Origin of the sequence: Burkholderia sp. 567, from assembly GCF_040545115.1 — a bacterium.
In the GTDB taxonomy this organism is placed as follows: Bacteria; Pseudomonadota; Gammaproteobacteria; order Burkholderiales; family Burkholderiaceae; genus Burkholderia; species Burkholderia ambifaria.
Map to the genome: position 1 here is coordinate 356,911 of NZ_JBEPLG010000008.1, position 18,500 is coordinate 375,410.

Here is an 18,500-nt window from a genome sequence, read left to right on the forward strand (position 1 = left end):
GCACGCGGCTTTGTCGATAATGGCGCGTTCGATTCCACTGCCATCGCCGATGAAAAGACGTTTCCTTTCGCGTTGCCTGTTGCTTGCAGCCGCCGCGCTGGCCAATCCGGCCCGGGCCGCCGACTACACGTGGACCGATGCGGCCGGCACGCATGCGGTGACGCTTGCCCGAACTGCGTCCGGCGACGACGTCGAGCTCAAGGTGTCGGCGACGCTCGACGGCCGGCCCGACTGGACCGTGCGCGACTATGTGAAGGCGTGCCCGGTCGACGTGATCCTCGACGTCGTGCCCGCATCGATCGAGATGCGCGACCTGCTCGGCAATGGCCGCAAGCAGTTCCTGTTCGCCTACAGGATCGGCTGCCGCGGCGACGTCAGCGCCGACCAGGTCAAGTACTTCCTGATCGACGCCGGCACGAAATACGTGTTGCGCGGCGAGGAAACCGTCACGGTCAAGGGCAAGGTCGTGGACGGCGGCGCGGCGCCGGTGCCGAATGCGGACCTGAAGGCCCAGCCAGTGTTCCTGCGCTACATGACGAAGCACTGGCGCGCGATCAGCAGGCGCGAGTACGAGTAGGCGGCCGCCGGGCCGTTGCGCGCGATACAGGCGGGCGGCCGACACCAGTCGAGCATGCTGCACAATAAAAAATCACAATTGAACAACAATTAATTATCGTTTTACGATAACTATCGACGTACAATCGACGCTCGTTATTCGACGTCGAGGACTTCTCATGCATTCCGATCGCATTGCCCGTATCAGCCAGCAGATGGCCACCGTCACGCTGGGGTTCATCGTCGGCATGCTGGTGCTCAACGCCGCGTGCTGGGCGTTTCCGTCACTGAACGGGGCCTCCGGGCCCGGCCTCGTGTTCGGCCTCACCGATTCGGTGATCTCGAACCTGCGCGTGGACGTCGCCGCGTTCCCGTGGTGGCAGAAGGCCGTCGGCATCCTGTTGTCGAGCGTGCCGTTGATTGCGCTCGCGAACGGCCTGCGTCATCTGCGCGCGTTGTTTCGCACCTACGCGCGCCGCGACTACTTTTCCGTGCAGGCGGCCGGCCACCTCGGCAAGACGGGGCGTGCGATCGGCCTGTGGGTGTTGCTGAGCCTGTTGTGCGAGCCGCTGCTGAGCATGTGGGCGACGCTGCGCGAACCGGCCGGCCATCATGTGGTCACCATCGGCTTCAGCTTGCCGTACGTGGTCGCGCTGTTCACCGCGGCGTGCATCGCGGTCATCGCGCACATTCTCCGGCAGGCGAGCGAGCTCGACGCCGAGCATCGGCAATTCGTCTGAGGCGCGCGATGACGATCGTAGTCAGGCTCGATGTGATGCTCGCGACCCGCAAGGTCCGCTCGAAGGATCTCGCGGCGGCCGTCGGCATCACCGAACAGAATCTGTCGCTGCTCAAGCAGGGCAAGGTGAAGGGCATCCGCTTCGCGACGCTCGAGGCCATCTGCCGCTATCTCGACTGCCAGCCCGGTGACCTGCTCGCGTTCAGCGATGACGGTGTCGGCGAGCCGGACTGACACATCGCCGCCGCGACGTGTCGAGACGGCGGGGTGCCGTCGGCCGCGCATCGTCGCGCTGGCCGTCGCAGTCTCCGTATCGATTCACCTGCTCGGATGGTTCGTGCTGCAACAGGCACCGACGGCTACCGGCCTGAAAGCCGGGGCGCCGCCCCGGATCACGCTGCGTGTCGAGCTGATTCCCGCGCGGCCCGCGCCCGGGGGGCGCGCGCGTGACGCCGGGCGAACCGGCCCGGTCGTGGGTGAGGGCGGAGTCGAGCGCGCCGTGCGATCGACGAAACGATCCGCCGCGGTTGCAACGTCGCGCATGACGATGCGGCCGACTTCGGAGGTGGCGGGCGTTTCGCATCGGCAACGCGAGACACCTGCCGGCGCAATCGCAAACCGATTTGAAAATCATCCCGAGACCGCATCCAGCCCCGACCTCGACTGGCGCCGCGATCTGGATGCAATCGGCTCGCGGCATGCGGCGGCGCGCAGTCCGGCGCAGGCGGCGGTTGGTGCATTGGGCGCGTCGTCCGGCGGCTCGGCGGCGAGCCGCGACACCGTCGACGCGAAGCTGGCCGACGGCATGTCGGACGCCCGTCGCGCCGACTGCCGGCACGCCTATTCGGGCGCGGGCCTGCTCGCATTGCCGATGCTCGCACTGGATGCGGTTCGCGACACCGGCTGCAAATGGTGAAACGGGCGGCATGCGGGAAACCCGCGTGCCGCCCGCACCTTCATGCGCTCAACACGCTCAGCGCGCAGGCACAAGATGCGCCATCGCATCGCGCACGAAACCGAGCAGCGTGTCGTCGGTCCACGAATCCTTCGTCAGCGCCGGCTCGTTCATCAGCGCGTGGCGAAACTTGGCGTGCGTGGCTGGATCGTGGCCCGCGTAGCTGCAGAACAGATCGAGCCAGCGCTGCGCGAGCGCACGGCCTTGCGGCGAATCGGGCGTCGCGCCCGCGTCGATCGCGTCGCGCACGTCGGCCATCAGTTGCGGCCATTCCAGCGCGCGTTCGCCGTAGTGCGCGCGCATGAAGCGGATCTCGTCCGGCGCGAGATACTTCTCGAAAATGCGCATTTTCGACTCCGCCGTCGCGCGCAGCACATAGTCGCGCAGCGCGGTCGAAATGCCGATCTTCGACTGCATCGCCGGTTCCCGTTCGTGCATCAGGTTCAGCTTCGCGAGCAGCCGCGGGTCGTTGTTCGTGTCGCGCACGAGCAGCGCCATCCAGCGCGCGGCGAGCGCACGCACGCGCTCGTCCTCGGGCGGCACGCCCGCGTCGTACAGCGCACGGACCTCGCCGATGAGCGAAATCCATTCCGCGTCGCCCGCCTGGCTCTTCTGGTACATCGGCATGCGCGCGAGTTCTTCCTCGGAAAAATATTTGTCGTACACGGTCATCAACTCCAGTGTGGTGAGCCAATCGGCCAGTTCCGGCTCCGTGCCCGCCGCGAGCTGCGCGTGCAGGCTCACGAGCCGCTCGCGTAGGCGCGCGGTCTGCGCGAGCTGACGGTCGAGCAGCGCGATCTGCTTCGAGATGAGATCGACGAGCGGGGTGGTGCCGGGCTGGTTCAGGTGATCGCCGATTTCGGCGAGCGACAGTCCGAAGCGACGCAACGCCTGGATCTGGTGGAGCCGGGCGATGTCGTGGCGGTCGTACAGCCGGTAGCCGTTGTCGGCGCGCGCCGAAGGCGTCAGCAGACCGATTGCGTGATAGTGATGAAGCGTGCGGACGGTCAGCCCGCTGCGTTTCGCCAGTTCTCCCACTTTCAGTCGCATTCGTTCCTCCGTTCGGTGCGCACACTGGAGTCTCGAACGTTACGCTACGTGAGGGTCAAGCGGAAGATCGCGGATCGGCGCGCGGGATGGTCCCGCGCGCCGTGCGCCCGAAGGAGAAACCGCGCGCTATTGCAGTGACGACGGCGAAGGCGGTGACAGCAGAGCGTCGGGCGCGGCCGTGCGCGCCTGGGTGGCGGGGGCGTCGTGAGCCGCGTTGCCGGGATGGCCGGCCGTATCGGCTTTCCCGGCTTTCCCGTCCTTGCCGGCGCCGTCGACCGGCGGCGTGCCCATCGCCTGGTAAAGCCGCGCGGTATCCGCGAACCGTGCGCCGGTCGCGCGAAGCTCGTCGAGCCGCGCATTGCGGTACTGCAGCTCGCTCGCGCGCGCGGCCGACGGCGGCAGCGCGCCGAGCCGCACGCGGGCGGCCGCGTCGTCGTACGCGCCGCGCGCGGAAAGCGCGGCGTGCGACGACGCGTCGAGCGCCTCGGCATCGTGCTCGAGCGCCGCCAGCGAATCGGCCACATTCTGGAACGCGCCGAGCACGGCCTGCTTGTACTGGTCGACCGCGGCCTCGTAGGTCGCCTTCGCCGCGCGACGCTGGGCGAGCAGCGCACCGCCGTGGAAGATCGGCTGGCTCAGCGACGCGCCGACATTCCAGATCGAGCCGGCGCCCGACAGCATCGTCGGCCAGCTGAAGCCGCCTTTGCCCATCGCCGCCGACAGCGACAATTGCGGGAACATCTGCGCGGTCGCGAGGCCGACTTCGGCCGCGGCGGCCTTCAGCCCGGCGTCGGCGGCCTGGATGTCCGGGCGGCTTTGCAGCAGGTCCGACGGCACGACGACGGGCACCTGCTCGGGCAGGTGCAGATCGGCGAGCGCGAGATCGGCCGGCGGCCGGTCGGGCGTGCGACCGACCAGCACCGCGAGCGCATGGCGGGCGGAGTCGCGTTGCTGGCGCAATGCGGGCAGGCTCGCCGCGAACGTGTCGGCGCTTTGCCGCGCAGTCAGCGCGTCGCTGCGCGACGCCGAACCGAGCGCATGGCGGCGTTCGGCGTCGTGCGCCTGATCGTTCGCGAGCGCGACGAGCCGCTCGGTCGTCTCGATCTGCGCGTTGAGCACCGCGACGGTGATCGACGCGGTGACGATGTTCGCGGCCAGCGCGCGCCGGGCGGCTTCGAGCTGGAACGCACTGACGTCGACGCGTTTCGCGAGCGCGCGGTTCGCGAAGCGCGACACGCCGAACAGATCGACCGTGTAGCTCGCCTGCAATTGCCCGACGAACGTGTCGTACAGCAGCGTCGGCGCGCCGAGCGCGGGAATCGGCACGCCGAGCGCGCGCTGGCGCGTGGCCTGGGCGCCCGCGTCGATCGACGGCAGCATCGAGCTGCCGATCTGCCCGCGTAGCTGCTCGCGCGCGGCATCCAGCGAATGCGACGCGGCGCTGAGCGTCGGGCTGTTGCGCAGCCCTTCGTCGACGAGCGCGTTCAGCGCATCGGAACGGTATTCCTTCCACCAGTCGGGCACCGGCTGCGCGCCGACCTCGAACTGCTGCGCGACGCCTTGCGCGGCGACGGTCTGCTGCACTTGGGGCGTCGCGCCGTAATGCGCGGGCGACGGCATCGCGGGTGGCTCGCCGCTCGGCGCGAACCATGCGCAGCCGGCGAGCGGCCCGACGAGGCTCGCGGCCGCGAGCGCCCGCGCGGCCTTCGTTTTCAGGTTCATCGACAGTTCCATGGTCAGGCTCCCGACGGCGCGGCAGGCGTGCCGTCGTGCGGCGGTTCGTGCGGGTCGCGTTCGTCGCGCTTCACGCGGAACCACGCGGCGTACAGCGCGGGCAGGTAGAACAGCGTCAGCACGGTCGCGCTCGTGATCCCGCCCATCAGCGCGGTCGCCATCGGCCCGAAGAAGTTCGAGCGCAACAGCGGGATCAGCGCGAGCACGGCGGCCGCGGCTGTCAGCGTGATCGGACGGAAGCGCCGCACGGTCGCGCCGACGATCGCGTCGAGGCGTCCGTGGCCGGCCGCGATGTCCTGCTCGATCTGGTCGACCAGAATCACCGAGTTGCGCATGATGATCCCGAACATCGCGATCACGCCGAGCATCGCGACGAAGCCGAACGGCTGGCCGAACAGCAGCAGCGTGCCGACCACGCCGATCAGCCCGAGCGGCGCGGTCAGCACGACCATCAGCACGCGCGAGAAGCTCTGCAGCTGAATCATCAGCAGCGTGAACACGGCGATCGCCATCAGCGGCATCTGCGCGTTGATCGACTTCTGCGCTTTCGCGCTTTCCTCGACCGACCCGCCGATGTTGATCTGGTAGCCGACCGGCAGTTGCGCGCGCAACGGATTCAGCTTGCCGTCGATCGTATGCGTGACGTCGATGCCCTGGGCGCCGGCGCGTACGTCGGACTGGACGGTGATCGTCGGCTGGCGGTCGCGCTCCCACACCACGCCGTATTCGAGTGCCGGCGTGAAGCGGCCGAGCGAGCCGAGCGGCACGGGGCCGTTCGGCGTCGGCAGCGCGAGGCCCGCGAGCTTCGCCGGGTCGACACGGTCCGCACGCGGTGCGCGCAGGTCGACCGCGATCAGCTTGTCGCGTTCGCGATACTGGGTGACGGTCGTGCCGGACAGCGTCATCGCGAGGAAGCTCGACACGTCCTGCGACGTGACGTTCAGCTCGCGCGCCTTCTTCTGGTCCAGCTCGAAGCGCACCGAGCGCTCGGCCGGCTCGTCCCAGTCGAACTGCACGTTCACCGTGCGCGCGTCGCCGCGCATCGTCGCCGCGACCTTCTCGGCGATCGAGCGTACCGTCGCGATGTCGTCGCCGCTCACGCGGAACTGCACGGGGTAGCCGACGGGCGGGCCGTTCTCGAGCCGCGACAGCCGCCAGCGCACGGCCGGGAACTGGTCGCGCAGCGTGGTTTCGAGCCAGGTGGCGAGCTTCTCGCGATCCTTGACCGATTTCGCGGTGACGACGAACTGCGCGAAGTTCGGCAACTGCAGCTGCTGGTCGAGCGGCAGGTAGAAGCGCGGCGCGCCGCTGCCGACGAAGTTCACCGAATGATCGATCTCGGGCCGCTTGTCGAGTATTTTCTCGAGGCGCTCGGTCTCGCGCAGCGTCGCCGCGAACGACGCGCCTTCGGGCAATCGCACGTCCACGAGCAGCTCGGGGCGATCCGAGCTCGGGAAGAACTGCTGCGGCACGAGCGAGAAGCCCATCAGCGCGACGACGAACAGCGCGCCGGTGATCAGCAGCACGACGAAGCGCCGCTCGATGCACCAGTCGACCCAGCCGCGCAGCCGCTGGTAGAAACGCGTGTCGTAGATGTCGTGCTCGTGATCGTCCGGCAGGTGGGCTTCGTGCGCGTGCTTCTTGCGCTCGGGCAGCAGGTGATAGCCGAGCAGCGGGATCAGCACGACGGCCGCGAACCACGACGCGATCAGCGCGATCGCCGACACCTCGAAGATCGAGCGCGTGTACTCGCCGGTGCTCGACTTCGCGAGCGCGATCGGCAGGAAGCCCGACACCGTGACGAGCGTGCCCGTCAGCATCGGGAACGCGGTGCTGGTGTACGCGAACGCGGCGGCGCGCGCGCGGCTGTAGCCCTGCTCGAGCTTCACGGCCATCATCTCGACCGCGATGATCGCGTCGTCGACGAGCAGCCCGAGCGCGAGCACCAGCGTGCCGAGCGACACCTTGTGCAGCCCGATGTCGAACAGGTACATAAACAGGGCGGTCACGGCGAGCACGACCGGAATCGAGATCACGACGACCATCCCGGTGCGCAGGCCGAGCGACACGAGGCTCACGACCAGCACGATCGCGACGGCTTCGGCGACGGCTTCCAGGAAATCGTCGACCGAATGCGCGACCGCGTGCGGCATGCTCGACACCAGTGTCAGCTTGAGGCCTGCCGGCAGCTGCGCCTGCAGGTTCTTCGATTCGGCATCGAGCGCCTTGCCGAGCCGGATCACGTCGCCGCCCGGCTGCATCGTCACGCCGATGCCGAGCACGGCATGGCCGTTTGCGCCTGGACCGGCCGTCCGCATCTGCGTGACGACCGGATCGTCATAGCCGCGCTTCACCGTCGCGAGATCGCCGAGCCGGAACGTGCGGCCGTTGATCCGGATCAGCGTGTCGGCGATCGCCGCGACGTTGTCGAACTGGCCGCTCGGCCGCACGAACACGCGATCGTCGGCGGTCGTCAGCACGCCGGCCGACGAGATGTCGTTCTGCGCGTTGATGGCCTGCCCGAGCTGCTGCGGCGAGATGCCGAGGCGCGTGAGCTGCGTGTTGTCTGCCTCGATGAAGATCCGCTGGTCGGGGTCGCCGAAGTAGTCGACCTTGCCGACGCCCGGCACGCGCAAGAGCACGGTGCGCAGCTGGTCCGCATAGTCGTGGAGCTGCGCGGGCGTGAAGCCGTCGCCTTCGAGCGTCCAGATGTTGGTGTAGACGTCGCCGAACTCGTCGTTGAAGAACGGGCCCTGCACGCCGGGCGGCAGCGTATAGCCGATGTCGCCGACCTTCTTGCGGATCTGGTACCAGGTCTCGGGCACGTCCTTCACGGGCGCCGCGTCCTTCATCGTGAAGAAGATCAGCGATTCGCCGGGCCGCGAATAGCTGCGCAGGAAGTCGATGGCCGGCGTTTCCTGCAGCTTGCGGCCGATCCGGTCGGTCACCTGTTCCTGCACCTGCCGCGCGCTCGCGCCCGGCCAGAACGTGCGGATCACCATCACGCGGAACGTGAACGGCGGATCTTCGGATTGCGCGAGCCGCGTGTACGCGAGGATGCCCGCGAGCGTCGCGAGCGCGATCAGGTAGACGACCAGCGCCTGATGGCGCAGCGCCCATGCCGACAGGTTGAAGCGGCCTTCTTCGCGGGGGCCGCTCATGATGCGAAGTCCTGCGGGTGCAGCGGCGCGACCGGCCGCACCTTCTCGCCCGCGCTGACCGTATGCACGCCCTGCAGCACGACGCGTTCGCCTGGCTGCAGCCCGTGCGACACGGTGACGGTGCGTTCGTTGAAGCGCGCGACGTCGACGCGGCGCAGTTCGAGCGTGTCGTCCTTGGCGCGCACGACCCACACGGCCGGATGCGGGCCGTCGTGGAACAGCGCGGTCGCGGGCAGCGTGATGCTCGGCGCGTTGCCGGCAACCGGTGCGCCGTCGAACGCGACGTTCGTGGTCATCCCGAGGCGCACGGCCGGATCGGGCGCGGCAAGCGTGAGCTTCACGCGATAGGTGCGGCTCTGCGGATCGGCGGCCGGCGCGATCTCGCGCACCTTCGCGGCGAACTGGCGGCCCGGCAGCGACGGCAGCGTGACGCTCGCCGCATGGCCGGGCGTGAGCGACGCGAGCGCGGCCTCGGGCACGTCGCTGACGACGTCGACGTCGCCCGACCACGCGAGCTGGTAGACGGCCTGGCCGGCCGATACGTTCTGGCCGGTGTCGGCCTGTTCCGCGGTGATGGTGCCCGCGTGATCGGCGACGAGCGTCGCATAGCGGAGCTGGTTCTTCGCGAGCGCGAGCTGCTGCTGCGCCTGATCGCGCTGCGCGAGCGCCGACGTGTAGCTGTTCTGGGTCTGTTCGAGCTGAGCGGTCGCGATCAGGTTCTCGCGCGCCTGTGCGCGGTCGCGCTCGAGTTGCTGCTTCGCGAACGCGAGGCTGTGCGTCGCGGCATCGAACTGTGCCTGCGCACTCGCGGCGTTCTTCTCGACGTCGGACGGATCGAGCAGCGCGACGACCTGGCCGGCCTTGACCGTATCGCCGAGCCGCACCTTGCGCTCGACGATCTTGCCGGCGATGCGGAACGACAGCGGCGTCGCATAACGGGGCTGGATCTCGCCGGGCAGCGTGGTCGCGACCGCGGCGCCGTCGGCGTGCGCGGGCAGCGCGACGACCGGGCGCGGCGCGGGCGGCGCGGCTTCCTTCGGGTGACAGGCGGCAAGGACGAGCGCGGTGCCGATCAGCAGCACGGCGCGGGAACCGGAGCGATTCACGAAACCCCCAGATCAGGTGAGAGCGGAACGAAGCCGGCAAGCGCGATGGGCGCTTGCCCCGAGTGGCGCCGGGTGGGCGCGCACGGACAGTGCCGAACGAAGTCGTTCGGAAACTGCGGCGAATTCTAATACACACCTGTATCTGAATGCAAAGATGAATCCGGATGGGGGTTGATGCTAGACTGCGCGCCATGAAACCACAGCGCTTAACTCGCGAGCAGAGCCGGGACCAGACGCGCGAACGTCTGCTGAAAGCCGCGCACCGGATTTTTCTGAAGAAGGGCTATGTCGCCGCGAGCGTCGAGGACATCGCGGCGGCCGCCGGCTATACGCGCGGCGCGTTCTACTCGAACTTCCGCAGCAAGTCGGAGTTGCTGCTCGAGCTGCTCGAGCGCGACCATGATTCGGTGCGGGCCGATTTCGAGGCGATCTTCGAGGAAGGCGGGCCGCGCGAGCAGATGGAGTCGACGGCGCTCGCGTACTACAGCACGCTGTTTCGCGACGACGAGTATTCGCTGCTGTGGGGCGAGGCGAAGCTGCAGGCGGCGCGGGACGCGAAGTTTCGCGTGCGCTTCAACCAGTTCCTGCACGGCAAGCGGCTGCAGATGGCCGAGTTCATCCAGCGCTTCGCCGAGCGTGCGGGCACGCCGCTGCTGCTGCCGGCCGACACGCTCGCCTTCGGGCTGATGTGCCTGTGCGACGGCGTGCAGTCGTATTACACGGCCGATCCGCAGCACGTGTCGGCCGACGCGGCCGAAGCGGTGCTGGCGGGGTTCTTCGCACGGGTCGTGCTGGGTCGCGAGCCGGGCTGAACGCTCAGGCGGCGGGCGGCGCGGTGATCGGCGATGCGGCGCTGCCGCACCGGGCGTCGCGTACCTAGTACGTCATCGCTCGCCGGTCATCCGCCGGTACGCGTCGAGCAGCGACGTCTTGTAGACGACCCCCGCGAGCGTCGGCTCGGCTTCGCTTTCGATCACCGGCAGCCGTTCGCCCTGGAACGCCATGAAGCGTTCGAGCGCGGTCGCGAGCGGCATGTCGGGCGTGAGCAGCGGAAACGGCGTGTGCGCGTAGTGCGCGGCCGTCTTGTCGGTCGTGTCGCGCTTGTCGAGCAGGTCGGACGTGATGTCCTTCAATGCGACCGCGCCGCGAAAGCGCCCGGCGTCGTCGGTCACGTACAGATACTTCACCGGATATTCGAGAAACACGCGCGTCATGTCGGCGACGCTCGCGGCGAGCGGCACGACCGTCTGCGCGGGCTGGATCAGTTCGCGCATCTGCGTGGTGCGCAGCCGCAGCCGTTCCTGCGCGTCCTGGTGGTGGCGCAGCGTGATCTCGTACATCGACGTCGTGCCGGTCGCGCGCGCGACGAAATACGCGAACACGCACGACACCAGGAGCGGCAGCACGACCTGGTAGCTCAGCGTCATCTCGAAGATCATCAGGATCGCCATCAGCGGCGCCTGCGTGGCGCCGGCCATGAACGCGCCCATCCCGACCATCGCATACGCGAAGTACGCGGACGTGTGGCCCGGCCACAGCGCGTTCATCGCGAGGCCGAACAGCGAGCCGAACACGGCGCCGACGAACAGCGTCGGCGTGAACACGCCGCCGACCGCGCCCGAGCCGGCGGTCGCGGCGGTCGCGATCACCTTGAACACCAGCACCGCGACGAGCGCCTGCCAGGTCCACGGCGCATGCAGGATGTTATTCACGACGCTATAGCCGTTGCCCCACACGTCCGGAATCCACACCGAGATCACGCCGACCACCAGGCCGCCGAGCGCGAGCCGCACCGGCAGCGGCACGGGCAGCCGCTTGAACTGGTTCTTCGATGCATCGAGCAGATGCAGGAACTGCGGCGCGAGCACGCCGCACAGCGCGCCGAGCACGACGAACAGCAGCACCTCGGGGCCCGTCACGGCCGGGAACACCGGCATCTCGTACGGCGGCCGGTAGCCGGCGAATTCCCGCATCACGATGTTCGCGACGACGGATGAGACGACCATCGGCCCGAAGCTCTCCATCGCGATCGTGCCGAGCACGATTTCGGAGATGAAGAACGCGCCGGCGATCGGCGCGTTGTACGCGGACGTGATACCGGCCGCCGCGCCGCATGCGACGAGCAGGCGCAGGCGCGGCGGGTCGAAGTGCACGAAGCGGCCGACCAGCGACGCGGCCAGCGCCGCGAGCTGCACCATCGGGCCTTCGCGGCCGATCGAGCCGCCGCTGCCGATCGTCAGCAGCGACGACACGCTGCGCCACAGGCTCTGGCGCACCGGCACGACGCCGTCGCCAAGCGCGACGGCTTCCATGTAGTCGGTCTTGGCGGCCTTGCTGTCGCCGCGCGTCGCGAGCAGCAGCACGCAGCCGGCCAGGAAGCCGCCCGCGGCCGGCATCCAGAAGCGCACGTACCACGGCAGGCTTCTCGCCATCTGCACGAAGCTGCCGCTGTGCCCGGAGATCAGGTGCTGCATCAGGTCGATGCCTTCGCGGAACGTCATGGTGGCGAAGGCGCCGCCGACGCCGACGACGGCCGACCAGATCAGCATCGTATGGGCGTCCGACAGGCGGAACAGCGTCTGGGCGCGAGTGCGCAGCTTCAGCAGGAACGAGAGCACGGCTGAAAGAGATTGATGAAGGGGACGAAGGAAAACGACGCGAAGCATAGCACTGCGCCGCGCCCGCGGGACCTTCCCGTCGGGCGCGGCGCGTGTCGCGGCGTGGATGTGCGGCTCAGCCAAGGCAGCGCTGCACGGCCCAGGTGATCCCGTAGCCGCCGGCGATCAGCCAGACGTACAGGATCAGGCCGGTGGTGAGGGCGCGCGGGCCTGCCTCGCGGATCTGCGACACGCGGGTCTCGATGCCGAGCGCGGTCATCGCCATCGTCAGCGCGAAGGTGTCGAGCAGGTTCAGCGTATGCGTGACGTCGGCGGGCAGCACGTTCAGCGAATTGACGATCACGAAGCCGAGGAAACCGAGCGCGAACCACGGCACGGCCACCTTGCGCTTGCCGTGCGCGCCGTCGGCGTTCGCGCTGGCCGAGCGGGCGGAGCGGGCGAGCCACCAGCCGAGCGCGAGCAGCACCGGCACCAGCAGCATCACGCGGGTCATCTTCACGATGGTCGCGACATGCGTGACCTGCGGGCTGATGTCGCTCGCCGCGCCGACCACCTGCGCGACCTCGTGGATCGTGCCGCCGAAGAACAGGCCGAGGCCGGTCGGGTCGAGACCGAGCAGGCCGGCGTGATACGCGAGCGGGTACAGGAACATCGACAGCGTGCCGAACAGCACCACGCTGCCCACGGCCATCGCGCTCTGGTGCGGCTTCGACTGCAGCGTCGACTCGAACGCGAGCACGGCGGCCGCGCCGCAGATCGCGCTGCCGGCGGCGGTCAGCAGCGCCGCGTCGCGATCGAGCTTCATCACCTTCATGCCGACCCAGGTGCCGATCACGAGCGTGCTGACGACCACCAGCACCGATACCGTCAGGCCGGGCAGGCCGACCTGCGCGACTTCCTGCAGGCTCACGCGCAAGCCGAAGAACGCGACCGCGATGCGCAGCAGCTTGCGCGCGGAAAAGTTGACGCCGGCCGCCCAGCTCGCGGGCATGCCATCGCGCAGCGCGTTGCCGTACAGCGCGCCGGCGACGATCCCGACGATCAGTGGCGACAGGCCGAGCCCGGCGATCGCCGGGAGTTCCGACAGGCTCGTGACGGCGGCGGCGAACAGCGCGACGAACAGCACGCCGTTCAACTGGCCGCGCATCGACGGCGCGGCGTGGCTGAGATGCGGAGCAGGAGCAGTGGACATGAAGGGCACCGTGGCGAAGCAGGTTGCGATGGCTTAATCCTAATTTGGATATATCGATATGAAAAATTGTGATTTGTGACGTAAACTATCCGGAAAGCCGATAATTCACTCCAATGACCCCGGATCAACTGATAACGTTCGCGGCCGTCGCCGAACATCTGAACATCAGCCGTGCTGCGGTGGCGCTGCATCTGTCGCAGCCGGCCGTATCGGGGCAACTGCGCCTGCTGCAGGACGAGTTCGGCGAGCTGCTGTACCAGCGCGACGGTCGCGGCATCCGCCTGACGCCGGTCGGCGAACAGCTCGCGGAATACGCGAAGGCGCAGCGCGACACGTTCGCGCAGGCGCGCGCGTTTCGCGACGCGGTGCGCGGGCTCGACGCCGGCACGCTGCGGATCGGCGCGAGCACGACGCCGGCCAGCTACCTGCTGCCGTACCTGATCGCGGCGTTCCAGCCGCGCGTGCCGCGGGTGACGATCCAGACGATGAGCGGCAATACGGCCGACGTGGTCGCCGCGCTCGCGTCGCTCGACATCGCGATGATCGAAGGGCCGCCCGGCGAGGCGCTGCCGCCCGGCACCGCCGTGCACGCGTGGCACGAGGACGAGATCGTCGCGGTCGTGCCGGCCGGCCATCCGCTCGCCGCGCCGGAGTACGAAGCCGGCGTCACGCTCGACGCACTCGCCGCGCATCCGCTCGTGCTGCGCGAGGAGGGCTCCGGCGTGCGGCAGCTCGTCGAACGCGCGTTCGCGCACGGCGGCGCGCCGATGCGCGTCGCGTTCGAGATCGCCGGCGTCGAGGCCGTGAAGGAGGCCGTGCGTGCGGGGATGGGCGTCGGGTTCGTATCCGCGATGTCGCTGCGTCACGAGGAGGCGGCGCTCGTGCCGCGTTCGCTGGCCCCCGCGCCGCTCACACGCCATTTCTCGATCCTGGTGCCGCACGGCGCCGCGCCGTCGCGCGTGGCCGCCCGGTTCCTCGACATGAGCCTCACGCACGACGCCCGATAAGCGGCGGAACCCTTGCCGGCAACGCCGGACGCCGCTGCGCGGCCCACCGGATTCGCGCGGCCGCCGGCCTTAGGGATTTCCTCTATGGTGCGCACCCGCAGCGAAGCGCACCATCCGTCTCAAGCAAATGGAACCGGTTCCATTCCGGTAAAAAAAGGGCAGAAATGGCAGACATCGTGATCGTGGCGAGCGCATTCGGGATGGACCGCGTGCGTCAGGAGGGCCACCGGGCGTTTCTCGCGACCGCGGCGGCATCGGGCGCGACCGGCTTCGAGGTGCGCCGCGAGCTGTTCGCATCCGACGACGACGCGACGCCCGCCGCGCTGGCCGCGCTCGGCACGGCACTCTCCGCACACGGGCTGTGGTCGGTCTATTCGACGCCGGCCACGTTGTACACGGAAGCCGGCGCGCTCGACGCCGACGCGCTGCGCGACACGCTCGTGGAAGCCGACGCCCTCGGCGCGCGCTTCGTCAAGTTCCAGCTCGGCGGCTTTGCCGGCGACGCGCATGCGGCGGAAATCGTCGCGCTGTCGCGTGGCGCGCGTGCCCGCGTGGTGGTCGAGAACGGCCAACTGCCGATCGGCGGTGCGCTCGCGCAGTTCCGCGGGCTGTTCGATGCGCTCACCGAGGCCGGCACGCCGGATGCACTCGGCATGACGTTCGACATCGGCAACTGGCAGTGGCCGGGCGAAGCGCCGCTCGCGTGCGCGCACGCGCTCGCGCCGCATGTGGAATACATTCATTGCAAGGCTGTCGTGGGCGACGGCGCGCGCCGCTTCGCGGTGGCGCCCGCGCCGGGCGATCCGCTCGTCACGGGCGTGCTCGCGGCGCTGCCGCAAGCGGTGCCGCGCGGGATCGAGTTCCCGTTCGATGCGGCCGACCTGGCGGGCGATGCCGGGCGGCGCGTCGCGTGGCTCGCCGCCGCGTGACGCCGGAAGGATACGGAGGAATGCACTCATGAAAGCAGCACTCGATGTCGTGACCTACGGCGAAGCGATGGCGATGTTCGTCGCCGCCGAGCCCTGCCACCTCGCGCACGCCGCGCAATTCACGAAGCGGATCGCGGGCGCGGACCTGAACGTCGCGATCGGCCTGTCGCGGCTCGGCTTCCGGGTCGGCTGGATGAGCCGGGTCGGCCGCGATTCGTTCGGCACCTACGTGCTCGACACGCTCGCGCGCGAAGGCATCGACGCGTCGTGCGTGACTGTCGATCCGCGCTATCCGACCGGCTTCCAGCTGAAGTCGCGCAACGACGACGGCAGCGACCCGACCGTCGAATATTTCCGCAAGGGCTCGGCCGCGAGCCACCTGTCGTGCGACGACTACGTCGCCGATTACGTGCTCGGCGCGCGGCACCTGCACCTGACGGGCGTCGCGCCGGCGATCTCCGCGACGTCGTGCGAGCTCGCGTTCCAGCTGGCGCGCGAGATGCGCGCGGCCGGCAAGACGATTTCGTTCGACCCGAACCTGCGCCCGACCCTGTGGCCGTCCGCCGACGTGATGGCGAAGACGCTGAACGCGCTCGCGACGCTCGCGGACTGGGTGCTGCCGGGGCTCGCCGAAGGGCGGCAACTCACCGGGCACGACACGCCGGCCGACATCGCGGGCTTCTATCTGGCACGCGGCGCGCGCGGCGTGGTGATCAAGCTGGGTCCCGAAGGCGCGTATTTCCGCACGGCCGACGGCCGCGCGGGCACGGTGGCGGGCGAGCGTGTCGCGAAGGTGGTCGACACGGTCGGCGCCGGCGACGGCTTCGCGGTCGGCGTGGTCAGCGCGCTGCTGGAAGGGCGCTCCGTCGAGCAGGCGGTCGCGCGCGGCAACCGCATCGGGGCGCTCGCGATCCAGGTGATCGGCGATTCGGAAGGCCTGCCGACCCGTGCGGCACTCGATCAACTCGAAAACGTCAGCAATCGCGCCGATCGCTTAGAGGAAACCGTCACCGCGCAATGAGAGGCCGGACACGGCACAATCCGCGGACCCATTTCGTGCTTCACGCACGGTTTTGCATGAGGCCGGACGAGGCGACCAGACGCCGAGGCCGGTCGATTCCCGACAGGACGGGAGCGGAGCCAGGCGACTCGCCACTCCAACCTATCTAGGAGACATTCTGATGGCAGCCAATCTCGCAGTCCGACGCTGGTGGACGATCATGCCGATCGTCTTCATCACCTACAGCCTTGCCTACCTCGATCGCGCGAACTACGGGTTCGCGGCGGCGGCCGGCATCAACCAGGACCTCGGGATCAGCAAGGGCCTGTCGTCGCTGATCGGTGCGCTGTTCTTCCTTGGCTACTTCTTCTTCCAGATTCCGGGCGCGATCTATGCGGAGCGCCGCAGCGTCAAGAAGCTCGTGTTCGTCAGCCTCGTGCTGTGGGGGGCGTGCGCGGCGCTCACGGGCGTGGTCGCCGACATCCCGTCGCTGATGGTGATCCGCTTCGTGCTCGGCGTGGTCGAGGCGGCCGTGATGCCGGCGATGCTGATCTACATCAGCAACTGGTTCACGAAGAGCGAGCGCTCGCGCGCGAACACGTTCCTGATCCTCGGCAACCCCGTCACCGTGCTGTGGATGTCGATCGTGTCGGGCTATCTGGTGCACGAATTCGGCTGGCGCCACATGTTCATCGCCGAAGGCGTGCCGGCCGTGATCTGGGCCGTGTGCTGGTGGTTCCTCGTGCAGGACAAGCCGGCCGATTCGCCGTGGCTCACCGCGCAGGAAAAGCGCGACCTCGACGCCGTGCTCGCGGCCGAGCAGGCGGCGATCAAGCCGGTGCGCAATTACGGCGAGGCGTTCCGTTCGCCGGCCGTGATCAAGCTGTGCGCGCAGTATTTCTGCTGGAGCATCGGCGTGTACGGCTTCGTGCTGTGGCTGCCGTCGATCGTGAAGAACGGCTCAGAGCTCGGGATGGTCGCGACCGGCTGGCTGTCGGCGCTGCCGTACCTCGCGGCGACGATCGCGATGCTGGTGGCGTCGTGGGCGTCCGACAAGGTTGGCTCGCGCCGCGGCTTCGTGTGGCCGTTCCTGCTGATCGGGGCGGCCGCGTTCGCCGCGTCATATGCGCTCGGCTCGTCCCATTTCTGGATCTCGTATGCACTGCTGGTCGTCGCGGGCGCCGCGATGTACGCGCCGTACGGCCCGTTCTTCGCGATCGTCCCGGAACTGCTGCCGAAGAACGTCGCCGGCGGCGCGATGGCGCTGATCAACAGCATGGGCGCGCTCGGCTCGTTCGTCGGCTCGTATTTCGTCGGCTACCTGAACGGTGCGACCGGGTCGCCCGTCGCGTCGTATGCGTTCATGAGCGCCGCGCTCGTCGCCGCGGTGATCCTCACGCTGTCCGTCAAACCCCAGGCGCGCGATGCGCATCCGCTCGCGACGCCGCTGCAAGGAAAATGAAAACGATGAAGCCTCGTATCGTCGCGTACAAGCCGTTGCCCGATGATGTTCTCGCGTACCTGCGCGAGCATGCGAACGTCGTGCAGGCCGACGGCCCCGCCGCGCTCGCCGATGCGTTGGGCGACGCGCACGGCGCGATCGGCGCGAGCCTGAAGGTCACGCCGCAGATGCTCGATCGCGCGCCGAAGCTGAAGGCCTGGTCGACGATTTCGGTCGGCTACGACAACTTCGACGTCGCGGATCTCACGCGGCGCGGGATCGTGCTCGCGCATACGCCCGACGTGCTGACCGAATCGACCGCCGACACCGTGTTCTCGCTGATCCTGGCGTCCGCGCGGCGCGTGGTCGAACTGGCGGAGTGGGTGAAGGCCGGCCACTGGCATCGCAGCATCGGCCCCGACCTGTACGGCACCGACGTGCAGGGCAAGACGCTCGGCATCGTCGGGCTCGGTCGGATCGGCGGCGCCGTCGCGCGCCGCGCGGCGCTCGGTTTCCGGATGCAGGTGCTGTACACGAACCGTTCCGCGCACGCCGAAGCCGAGACGCAATACGGCGCGCGCCGCGTGACGCTCGACGAGCTGCTCGCGCAGTCGGATTTCGTGTGCCTGCAGGTGCCGCTGTCGCCCGAAACGCATCACCTGATCGGCGCGGCCGAATTCACGAAGATGAAGCGCGGCGCGATCCTGATCAACGCGTCGCGCGGGCCGGTGGTCGACGAGGCCGCGCTGATCGACGCGCTGCGCGCCGGCACGATCCGCGGCGCGGGGCTCGACGTGTTCGAGAAGGAGCCGTTGCCGGCGGATTCGCCGCTGCTGCGGATGAACAACGTGGTCGCGCTGCCGCATATCGGCTCGGCGACGCACGAGACGCGCCATGCGATGGCGCGCTGCGCCGCGGAAAACCTGGTCGGCGCGCTGGCCGGCACGCTGCGCACGAACCTCGTCAATCCCGACGCGCTCGCGCGCGCTTGACCGGCGCGGGCCGCCTGGCGG

16 protein-coding genes are annotated in these 18,500 nt (G+C 68.9%); 10 read left to right on the forward strand and 6 right to left on the reverse strand.

The window, feature by feature from the left end; translation table 11 throughout:
* The first annotated feature begins 49 nt into the window (after positions 1 to 49).
* The 4 genes from ABIC50_RS24265 (at position 50) to ABIC50_RS24280 (ending at position 2,210) form a co-directional block, all read left to right on the forward strand.
* On the forward strand, positions 50 to 577 hold the full coding sequence (locus ABIC50_RS24265; RefSeq protein ID WP_354167305.1) for a M949_RS01915 family surface polysaccharide biosynthesis protein: 528 nt from the start codon (positions 50 to 52) through the stop codon (positions 575 to 577).
* Between the two features lie 157 nt (positions 578 to 734).
* Positions 735 to 1,295, forward strand: coding sequence for a DUF2975 domain-containing protein (locus ABIC50_RS24270; protein ID WP_354167308.1), 561 nt, complete (start codon positions 735 to 737; stop codon positions 1,293 to 1,295).
* An 8-nt stretch (positions 1,296 to 1,303) separates the two neighbouring features.
* Complete coding sequence (locus tag ABIC50_RS24275; protein ID WP_011656947.1) at positions 1,304 to 1,528, forward strand: helix-turn-helix domain-containing protein; 225 nt, start codon at positions 1,304 to 1,306, stop codon at positions 1,526 to 1,528.
* Positions 1,503 to 2,210, forward strand: a complete 708-nt coding sequence (locus tag ABIC50_RS24280; RefSeq protein WP_354167311.1) for a hypothetical protein — start codon at positions 1,503 to 1,505, stop codon at positions 2,208 to 2,210. Before ABIC50_RS24275 ends, ABIC50_RS24280 begins: the two co-directional genes overlap by 26 nt.
* A 57-nt stretch (positions 2,211 to 2,267) precedes the next feature.
* On the opposite strand, the gene ABIC50_RS24285 is transcribed toward ABIC50_RS24280, so the two are convergent.
* From ABIC50_RS24285 to ABIC50_RS24300, 4 genes are all read right to left on the reverse strand, one after another.
* Positions 2,268 to 3,299, reverse strand: coding sequence for a MerR family transcriptional regulator (locus ABIC50_RS24285; RefSeq protein WP_354167314.1), 1,032 nt, complete (start codon positions 3,297 to 3,299; stop codon positions 2,268 to 2,270).
* Positions 3,300 to 3,425: 126 nt separating this feature from the next.
* On the reverse strand, positions 3,426 to 5,033 hold the full coding sequence (locus ABIC50_RS24290; RefSeq protein ID WP_354167317.1) for an efflux transporter outer membrane subunit: 1,608 nt from the start codon (positions 5,031 to 5,033) through the stop codon (positions 3,426 to 3,428).
* Between the two features lie 2 nt (positions 5,034 to 5,035).
* A complete protein-coding gene (locus ABIC50_RS24295; protein WP_354167320.1) occupies positions 5,036 to 8,194 on the reverse strand; it encodes an efflux RND transporter permease subunit in 3,159 nt (1,052 codons plus the stop codon).
* Positions 8,191 to 9,300 (reverse strand): efflux RND transporter periplasmic adaptor subunit, encoded by a 1,110-nt coding sequence (locus tag ABIC50_RS24300; RefSeq protein WP_175655685.1) that lies wholly within the window; start codon positions 9,298 to 9,300, stop codon positions 8,191 to 8,193. The genes ABIC50_RS24295 and ABIC50_RS24300 overlap by 4 nt, the downstream gene beginning before the upstream one ends.
* 191 nt (positions 9,301 to 9,491) lie before the next feature.
* On the opposite strand from ABIC50_RS24300, the gene ABIC50_RS24305 reads away from it, so the two are divergent.
* Positions 9,492 to 10,112: a TetR/AcrR family transcriptional regulator gene (locus ABIC50_RS24305; protein ID WP_105834449.1), complete on the forward strand. Its 621-nt coding sequence runs from the start codon at positions 9,492 to 9,494 to the stop codon at positions 10,110 to 10,112.
* Between the two features lie 72 nt (positions 10,113 to 10,184).
* Here the strand turns inward: ABIC50_RS24305 and ABIC50_RS24310 are convergent, their stop codons facing one another.
* Complete coding sequence (locus ABIC50_RS24310; protein WP_334041744.1) at positions 10,185 to 11,918, reverse strand: ClcB-like voltage-gated chloride channel protein; 1,734 nt, start codon at positions 11,916 to 11,918, stop codon at positions 10,185 to 10,187.
* 115 nt (positions 11,919 to 12,033) lie between these two features.
* On the reverse strand, positions 12,034 to 13,110 hold the full coding sequence (locus ABIC50_RS24315; protein ID WP_354167323.1) for a YeiH family protein: 1,077 nt from the start codon (positions 13,108 to 13,110) through the stop codon (positions 12,034 to 12,036).
* 113 nt (positions 13,111 to 13,223) lie between these two features.
* Here ABIC50_RS24315 and ABIC50_RS24320 point away from each other — a divergent pair, with 113 nt between their 5' ends.
* The 5 genes from ABIC50_RS24320 to ABIC50_RS24340 all read left to right on the forward strand — a co-directional run bounded on the left by ABIC50_RS24320 (position 13,224) and on the right by ABIC50_RS24340 (position 18,479).
* Complete coding sequence (locus tag ABIC50_RS24320; RefSeq protein WP_229060391.1) at positions 13,224 to 14,117, forward strand: LysR family transcriptional regulator; 894 nt, start codon at positions 13,224 to 13,226, stop codon at positions 14,115 to 14,117.
* A 164-nt stretch (positions 14,118 to 14,281) separates the two neighbouring features.
* Entirely contained in the window at positions 14,282 to 15,046 is a 765-nt protein-coding gene (locus ABIC50_RS24325; protein WP_354167325.1) for an IolE/MocC family protein, read from the forward strand.
* Between the two features lie 28 nt (positions 15,047 to 15,074).
* On the forward strand, positions 15,075 to 16,067 hold the full coding sequence (locus ABIC50_RS24330; RefSeq protein WP_006754794.1) for a sugar kinase: 993 nt from the start codon (positions 15,075 to 15,077) through the stop codon (positions 16,065 to 16,067).
* Positions 16,068 to 16,227: 160 nt separating this feature from the next.
* Entirely contained in the window at positions 16,228 to 17,508 is a 1,281-nt protein-coding gene (locus tag ABIC50_RS24335) for an MFS transporter (protein ID WP_165751450.1), read from the forward strand.
* A gap of 5 nt (positions 17,509 to 17,513) precedes the next feature.
* Positions 17,514 to 18,479, forward strand: coding sequence for an NAD(P)-dependent oxidoreductase (locus tag ABIC50_RS24340; protein ID WP_354167328.1), 966 nt, complete (start codon positions 17,514 to 17,516; stop codon positions 18,477 to 18,479).
* Positions 18,480 to 18,500: the final 21 nt, after the last annotated feature.